This window comes from Microbacterium sp. (assembly GCF_032084865.1).
GTDB lineage: Bacteria > Actinomycetota > Actinomycetes > Actinomycetales > Microbacteriaceae > Microbacterium.
Genome location: NZ_DAMDLU010000129.1, coordinates 1 through 8,140, shown reverse-complemented (window position 1 = coordinate 8,140; position 8,140 = coordinate 1). Strand labels below are relative to the sequence as shown.

Genomic DNA, 8,140 nt, shown 5'->3' with positions numbered 1-8,140 from the left:
CAGATTCGCCTACGTCGGGTTGTTCTCCTACGTCCGAGCGGGCGGCTCGCCAGAGCCCGCTGCACAACGATCCGTCATCCCCACCGCCCGCTCACCGCAGGTAGGCGAACCCGCGAACACAGGCGAATCTCGCGCAGAATCACCTACGTCGGGTTGTTGGCCTACCTGCGATCGACGCCGCTGCGAGCGGCCCGGCTCACAACAGGCCCGACTCAGAACAGGGGCGGCTCGGGCACGTACGCGCGCGCCGGGGCACCGGCATCCGACGGCAGCTCGGCGACGGTCGCCGGCTGCCACTTCGGGTTGCGGTCCTTGTCGACCAGCTGCGCCCGGATGCCCTCGACCAGGTCCGGATGACTGTGCCCGAACCACATGACCCGGCGGTACTCGCCCTCGAGCGCCTCCCGCACGCCGCTCATCGCCCGCGCCTCGCGCACCGCATCGAGGGTGACGGCGAGCGCGGTGGGCGAGAGCTCCTCCAGCGTGGCCAGCGCAGACGCCGCATCCGGAGCATCCGATTCCCGCAGCCGCTGCATGATCTCGCCCACGGTGTCGGCCGAGAACGCCTCGTCGATCCACGCCCGCGCGGCGGGCAGCTGCGACGGCTCGGGTGTCTCGTCGAACAGCAGGGTCAGCTCGTTCGGCGTGCCCGGGTCGGCGCGGGTGGCGAGCGCGTCGCGCAGCCCGTCGAGGTTCTCGGAAGGCACGTGATGATCGGCGAAGCCCAGGTACAGGGCATCCGCCGCGTTCATGCTCTGACCCGTGAGGCCGAAGTACTCCCCCAGCCGGCCCGGTGCCCGGCCGAGCAGCCAGGTGCCGCCGACATCGGGCGTGAAGCCGATGCGCGTCTCGGGCATGGCGAGGCGCGAGCGCTCGGTCACGATGCGCACGGCGGCGTGACCGGCGAGGCCGATGCCGCCGCCCATGGTGATGCCGTCGGCGAAGACGACGATCGGCTTCGGGTACTCGGCGATCAGCGCGTTCATCGCGTACTCGGCGCGGAAGAAGTCGGCGATGTGATCGGGATGCCCCGAGGTGATCGAGTCGTACAGGGCCCGCACGTCCCCTCCCGCGCAGAGGCCCCGCTTACCCGCGCCGTCGATCAGCACGTTCTGCACGTCGGTGTCATCGATCCACGCGGTGAGCACCGCGGTGAGCTGCTCGACCATGCCGAGATCCAGGGCGTTGATCGCCCGCGGACGATTGAGCGTGATCCGTCCGAGCGAGCTGTCGATGCGGGCGATGACGGTGGCGGCTTCGGTGTCGGTCACGCCTGTCAGGGTACTCCGCTTCGCGATCTGCACCGATCTGCACCGATCTGCACTGATCTGCACTGATCTGCACTGATCTGCGCACGAGGATCGCCGGTTACGGCAGGTGAAGCGCGGATTCTCCCAGATTTCCGCGAAGATGGAAGAGATTGTCCCGAACAGGAGAGGTCGCCATGCCCGAAGGACAGGTGCTCGAGTTCACCCAGGTCACAAAGCGCTTCGGCGCGATGACCGCCGTTTCCGACCTCTCCGTCCGCGTCGAGCCGGGTGCCGTCACCGGATTCCTCGGCCCGAACGGCGCGGGGAAGACCACGTCGCTGCGCATCCTGCTCGGCCAGATCCGTCCCACCTCGGGCAGCGCGACCATCGGCGGCGCGAGCTACGCCGACCTGCGTCACCCGCTGCGCACCGTCGGCGCCGTGCTCGAGGAGTCGGCGTACCGCCCTCGGCGCACCGCGAGTCGTCAGCTTCTGCTCGCCGCGAAGGCGAACGGCATCCCCGCTGCTCGCGTCGGTGAGGTGCTGCACCTCGTCGGCCTGCAGGACGACGGCGAAACCCGTCTGGGCAGCTACTCCCTGGGCATGCGTCAGCGTCTCGCGGTCGCGTCGGCGCTGCTCGGCGACCCCGGCGTGCTCGTGCTCGACGAGCCCGCCAACGGGCTCGACCCCGAGGGCATCCGCTGGATGCGTCTGATGATGCGTCGCCTCGCCGATGAAGGACGCACCGTGCTTGTCTCGTCTCACGTGCTGAGCGAGATCGAGCAGGTCGCCGACGACGTCGTGGTGCTCTCGAAGGGCCGCGCTGTGCACGCGGGCCCGATCTCGGAGCTCGCGGATGCGTCCGGCGGTGCCGTCGTGGTGGATGCCGAGAACCGCGCTCCGCTGATCACCGCGCTCTCGGCCGCGAAACTCGACTTCGACGTGCTGCGCTCGGGCGTCACCGTCCGCGACTCGGACTCGGCCGAGGTCGGCGCCGTCGCCGCCAAGGCCGGCGTCGCCCTGACGATGCTGCAGCAGCGCGGCCCCAGCCTCGAGGAGGTCTTCCTCGACCTCGTCTACGGGCGCCGCGCCGACAGCCCGCGCCTCGACACGTCCGCGAACCGGGTCGCCCACGCGTCCGACACGGTGAGCGGTGCAGCCGCCGACGGCACGACCGAGGCGGATGCCGCGGACGCCGACATCCGCGACGAGAACGTCGACTCCGACATCCCCGACGCTGACGCGGGTACTGCTGACGCCGCCCTCGTCGCGGGCGGTGTGCCCCTCGCGGGTGCGGCCGCCGTCGTCGCCGATGGCGGCGCCGTCGCGGCAGCCGGCACCGGGTACGGGGCAGCACCCACCGACACCATCGCCGCAGACCTGGATGCTTCGGAAGACGGCGGCGCGCCCGCCGACACGACGTCGTCGGTGGACGACGCCGAGGTCGACGCCGCAGAGACGGCAGGCTCTGATGCAGACACAGAGACAGAGACAGATGCCGAGGCAGACGCGTCGTCCGAGCCCGACGAGGCTGCCGCTGCGTCTGCGGTCGAGGACGGCTCCGGTGCCGATGCGGATCACGGCGTGGCGGGCGAGACCTCCCCGTCCGACGAGACCCGCGCGGCCGAGCACAGCGACGACGACCTGATCGAAGACGCTCCCGCTGCCGAGCACCCGGCTGAGGCCGATGGTGCCGAGCAGAGCGGCGAGGACCCCGCCGACGCTCCTGCCGTCGAGATCGTCGAGGGGGACGAGGCGGTCGGCGATCTCTCCGGCGCCGACCGCTCTGAGAGTGACGGCCACGCTGCGGGCGACGGTGACACCGAGGCAGACCACGCCCCTCAGACGGACGTGCACCCCGCATCCGACGGGAACGCCGAGTCGGACGAACAGCCTGAGGCGCACGAGCAGGACGACCCGCACGAGCAGACCGGCGACACCGAGCAGACCGGCCACGTCGACGACCACCACGACGCTGACCACCACGACGCTGACCAGCACCACGACGCCGAGCACGACGACTCCGACGCCCCGTCAGATGAGACGCGCCCGCTCATCCTCCCCCTTGCGACCGACGCGGTCACGCTGCCGTCGCCGACGGTCGAGCCGACGTTCACCGAGCTGATCACGGGCCTCCCCGCCTCGGTCACCACCGAGGGGTCCGACCGCTCTGCTCCGGCGACCGAGGCCATCTCGATCGTGACGCCCGAGCTCTCGAGCGACGACGACGACGACGCGGTCGACGACGGCGACGACGACCCGCGGCTCGCCGCGATGCGCACCTCGCTCTTGGACGCAGCCAGCCGCTTCTTCGACGGGCCGGCCCCCGACTACCCGTACAGCTCGCGTGCTCAGCGGCGCGAGGAGTCGGCGGAGTCGAACGCCGATGACGCATCCGCTCGGACCGACGGCGACTCGGGCCACGACGCCGCGCAGCATCACGGCGACCAGAGCCACCACTGACGGCGCGACCTCGTCGAGGCTCTCCGGCCGGGAGCTCGCGCTCCGGTCAGACGGTGCGCGGCCGCGGCCGGATGACCGGGCGCTGGCGCTGCTTCTGCACGGGAACCGATCCCGTCGCGATGTCGGCGACATCCTCGGGCTGATCGCTGACCTCGAGCCGCAGCGCCTGGGTCAGCGCGAGCCCGTGCCGGGTGGTGAGGATGAGCCGCTGGAACTGCGGATCGCCGTCGAGGTCGATCACGACGCTGGGCCTGCGGCGGCGGATGAGCACGAAGTCCGTGGTCTCTGCGGCCTTCCACGTTCCCCCGGCGAGCACACCGGGGATGTGCGTGCCGGGTCCCGGCACACCGCGCAGCCAGGTCCAGGCATCCTGGGTCAGCTGCACCTTGGTGATGTGCGCGCGCTCGATCCGCAGGTTCTCGCGATGGAAGGTCGACGCCCGCTCGATCGGCGAGAGAACGATCTCAAGTCGCGTCTGATCCAGCAGCAGGGTCACCATGCGTCCAGTCTGCCAAAGCGGGTGAGCGACACGCACACGACTTGCTGACAGGACGACAACCATCCTGTTGTGCCGAACCGGCAACACGCTGCGGGAATCCTCAGGCCGGACCTCCGGGGGGCGGCGGGTCGCACGGCGACACTCCGCCGGCGGGCGGAACGGTCTGAGAATTCCGACAGACGGGTCAGGCGGATGCCGCGGCCGCAGCCGCCGCGGGAAGAGCGGCCTCGATGGCCGCGAGCTCGTCGTCGCCGTGGGCGGCGGTGAGGAACCACGCCTCGAACACGCTGGGCGGCAGCGCCACGCCCTGCTCGCGCATGGAGTGGAAGAACGGCGCGTACCGGAACGACTCCTGCGTCTGAGCGATCGCGTAGTCGCGCGGCGCCTCGGGCAGGAAGGCGAGGCCGAACAGGCTGCCGGCGCGAGGCACGGAGTGCGCCACGCCGGCGTCGGTCAGCGCGGCATCCAGCGACGAGGCGAGCCGATCGGCCGCGGCGTCGATCCGCGCGTACACCTCGGGGGTCGCGAGACGCAGGGTCGCGATCCCGGCTGCGACCGAGAGCGGGTTCCCCGACAGCGTGCCCGCCTGATACACGGGCCCGACGGGGGCCAGCATGTCCATCACCGCGGCGCTGCCGCCGAGGGCAGCGAGGGGCATACCGCCGCCGACGACCTTGCCGAAGGTGATGATGTCGGGAACGTACTGCTCGCCCGCCTCCTGCTGCAGCCCCCAGAAGCCCGCGGGGTGCACGCGGAACCCGGTGAGCACCTCGTCGAGGATCATCAGCGCGCCGTGCGCGTGCGCGGTGTCGGCGATGAGCCTGTTGAAGCCGGGCAGCGGGGCGACGACGCCCATGTTCGCCGACGCCGCCTCGACGATCACGGCGGCGATGCGGTCGCCGTGCTCGGCGAATACGGCGGCCAGGGCGCCGGGATCGTTGTAGTCGATGACGAGGGTCAGCGCGGCGATCGGCGCGGGAACGCCGGCCGAGCCGGGCAGCGCGAGCGTGGCGACGCCGGAGCCGGCGGCGGCGAGCAGCCCGTCGGAGTGTCCGTGGTAATGGCCGGCGAACTTCACCAGCAGGTCGCGTCCGGTGGCGCCGCGGGCGAGGCGGATCGCCGTCATCGTCGCCTCGGTTCCGGTCGAGACCAGGCGCACACGTTCGACCGGGCGCACGTCGCCGCGGCGCACCCGCTCAGCGATCAGCTGCGCGAGCTCGACCTCGCCCTCGGTGGGGGCTCCGAACGAGAGGCCGCGGGTCGCGGCATCCTGAACCGCCTGCACCACCTCGGGATGCGCGTGCCCGAGCAGCGCGGGGCCCCACGACGCGACGAGGTCGATGTACTCGCGTCCGGCGGCGTCGGTCACTCGGGCGCCGGAGGCTGATGCCAGGAACCGAGGCGTCCCGCCGACTGACCCGTACGCCCGCACCGGCGAGTTCACGCCGCCCGGGATCACGGAGCGGGCGGCGTCGAACAGGGAGTCGTTGCGGTCCATGCATCCAGCCTAGGGATGCCGGCTATGAGCGGCTCCGAGCGGGCGCGTTCAGCGAAGCCAGCGCGCCACCTCGGCGGCCCAATACGTCAAGACCGCATCGGCGCCGGCCCGGCGGATCGACACGAGCGACTCGAGAACGGCGGCGCGGCGGTCGATCCAGCTGTTCGCGGCGGCGGCCTCGATCATCGCGTACTCGCCCGACACCTGGTACGCCCACACCGGCACGTCGACCGCGTCGCGCACCTCGCGCAGCACGTCCAGGAACGCCATCGCGGGCTTGACCATGACGATGTCGGCGCCTTCGTCCTGATCGAACAGGGCCTCGCGCACGCCCTCGCGGCGGTTGCCGGGATCCATCTGGTAGGTGCGCCGGTCGCCCTGCAGCTGCGAGTCGACGGCCTCGCGGAACGGGCCGTAGAAGGCACTGGCGTACTTCGCCGAGTACGCGAGCAGAAGGGTGTCGTGGAACCCCTCGTCGTCGAGCGCCTCGCGGATGACGGCGACCTGGCCGTCCATCATGCCGCTGAGTCCCAGCAGCTGAGAGCCTGCGCGGGCCTGCGCGAGAGCCATCGAGGCGTAGCGCTCGAGAGTGGCATCGTTGTCCACTGCTCCTGCCGGCGTCAGCACCCCGCAGTGACCGTGGTCGGTGAACTCGTCGAGGCAGAGGTCGGTCTGCACGACGAGTGCGTCGCCGACCTCCGCGACCAGCGCGCTCGTGGCGACGTTGAGGATGCCGTCGGGGTCGTCGGCGCCCGATCCGATCGCATCGCGCACGGCCGGCACGCCGAACAGCATCACCCCGCCGAGACCGGCCGCTGCGGCATCCACCGCCGCGGCCTTCAGCGAATCCAGCGAGTGCTGCACGACGCCCGGCATCGAGCCGATCGGCACGGGCTCGGTGAGGCCCTCGCGCACGAACATCGGCAGCACCAGCTGACGCGGCTCGAGCGATGTCTCGCGCATGAGCTCCCGCACCGGAGCGGACTGCCGAAGACGGCGCAGCCGCGCATCAGGGAAGCGGCTCACGGTGCGAACTCGTCCGCCGCGTGCGGCAGGGTGAACCGCGAGACCGTTTCGATCAGCGCGTCGACCGTCTGCTTGTCGGCGATCGCCGTGACCGGCAGGCCGGCCTTCTCGGCATCCTTCGCGGTGCGAGGGCCGATCGCCGCGAGCAGCGTCGTGTCGGGGATCTCGGGGAACTGCTCGCGCACCTGCTTGGCCACCGAGCCGCTGGTGACCAGGATCGCATTGATGCGGCCGTTCTCGACGTCGCGGCGGATCCGCTCGGTCACCGGCACTCCGACCGTGCGGTAGGCCACCACGCTGTCGACGTCGTGCCCCGCCTCGGTGAGCATGACCGAGAGGACGGGCTTGGCGATCTCGCTGCGGAGGGTCAGGATGCGCTGCGCGTCGGGCTCGATCGAGATGATCTTCTCGGCCATCCCGGCCGCCGAGTTGTCGAGCTCGGGCATGAGCGCGACGTCGTAGCCGACGGCCTGCAGAGCCGCAGCGGTCGTCTCGCCTACGGCGGCGACCTTGGTCTTCGCCGGGATGACGATGCGGTGCGCGTACAGCACGTCGACCGTCGTGGCGCTGGTGATGGTCAGCCAGTCGTACTCGCCGCCCTGCAGACGCGCGAGGGCCGCATCGAGGGCGTCCTGGTCGGTGGTCGGGGCGAAGTTGATGAGAGGCGCCACCACGGGCACCGCACCCATCGCGCGCAGGCTGGCGGCGACGCTGTCGCCCCAGGGGCCGCCCCGCGGCACGAGAACGCGCCAGCCGTCGAGCGGCCTGGCGGTCTTGGTTTCGGAAGCAGTCATCTAGATCACTCTCGGGGGAGGAAGTCGGCCGCTCCCTGTTCGAGCAGCCGATGGGCCGCAGAGTCGCCGAGCTCGCGAGCCGCGCGCATCGGGTCTGCACCATCGGCAGCATCCGCTTCGTTGCCGCTGCCGTTCCGTCGAATATACCCCCTGTTCAGGGGCTCGGAGACGTCCAGCCCGATTCGGCGTCCTCCGCCGGGTTCGTACACGACGGCGCGCAGGCGGATGCTGTCTCCTGTGACGACCGCGTGGGCGGCCATGGGTGCCTGGCATCCGGCGTCGAGTCCGGCCAGCACCGCTCGCTCCACCGTCACCGCGATGCGGGTGTCGAGGTCGTCGAGTCGCGCGAGCGCGTCGAGCAGCTCCGACGGCGCGTGGGCGGTGGTCTCCACGGCCAGCGACCCCTGCCCGGGAGCGGTCGGCCATTCGGTGAGACCCAGCTCCTCACGGCGCAGGGTCGTCTCCGAGCCGAGGCGGGTCAGACCCGCGGCGGCGAGGATCACGGCATCCAGCTCTCCCGACGACACCCGCTCGAGACGGGAGTCGACGTTGCCGCGGATGTCGACCACCTCGGCGTGCGGGGCACGGCGGCGCACCTGGGCGATGCGGCT

At 71.3% G+C, this 8,140-nt stretch carries 6 protein-coding genes and 1 pseudogene; 1 reads left to right on the top strand and 6 read right to left on the bottom strand.

Annotation, left to right across the window (positions count from 1 at the left end; translation table 11 throughout):
- Positions 1–212 precede the first annotated feature (212 nt).
- Positions 213–1,271, bottom strand: coding sequence for an enoyl-CoA hydratase/isomerase family protein (locus RT309_RS12045; protein ID WP_313357358.1), 1,059 nt, complete (start codon positions 1,269–1,271; stop codon positions 213–215).
- A gap of 173 nt (positions 1,272–1,444) precedes the next feature.
- Between RT309_RS12045 and RT309_RS12040 the strand changes: the two genes are divergently transcribed.
- A complete protein-coding gene (locus RT309_RS12040; protein WP_313357356.1) occupies positions 1,445–3,712 on the top strand; it encodes an ATP-binding cassette domain-containing protein in 2,268 nt (755 codons plus the stop codon).
- A 46-nt stretch (positions 3,713–3,758) separates the two neighbouring features.
- On the opposite strand, the gene RT309_RS12035 is transcribed toward RT309_RS12040, so the two are convergent.
- The 5 genes and pseudogenes from RT309_RS12035 to RT309_RS12015 form a co-directional block, all read right to left on the bottom strand.
- The gene (locus RT309_RS12035) at positions 3,759–4,211 is read right to left on the bottom strand and encodes a hypothetical protein (protein WP_313357354.1); all 453 of its coding nucleotides are present in this window, start codon (positions 4,209–4,211) and stop codon (positions 3,759–3,761) included.
- A gap of 184 nt (positions 4,212–4,395) precedes the next feature.
- A complete protein-coding gene (locus RT309_RS12030) occupies positions 4,396–5,709 on the bottom strand; it encodes a glutamate-1-semialdehyde 2,1-aminomutase (protein ID WP_313357353.1) in 1,314 nt (437 codons plus the stop codon).
- Between the two features lie 48 nt (positions 5,710–5,757).
- The gene (gene hemB, locus RT309_RS12025) at positions 5,758–6,735 is read right to left on the bottom strand and encodes a porphobilinogen synthase (protein ID WP_313357351.1); all 978 of its coding nucleotides are present in this window, start codon (positions 6,733–6,735) and stop codon (positions 5,758–5,760) included.
- Positions 6,732–7,529, bottom strand: coding sequence for a uroporphyrinogen-III synthase (locus tag RT309_RS12020; RefSeq protein ID WP_313357349.1), 798 nt, complete (start codon positions 7,527–7,529; stop codon positions 6,732–6,734). The genes hemB and RT309_RS12020 overlap by 4 nt, the downstream gene beginning before the upstream one ends.
- Before the next feature lie 5 nt (positions 7,530–7,534).
- A pseudogene (locus RT309_RS12015) lies at positions 7,535–8,140 on the bottom strand (hydroxymethylbilane synthase); the annotation flags it as partial.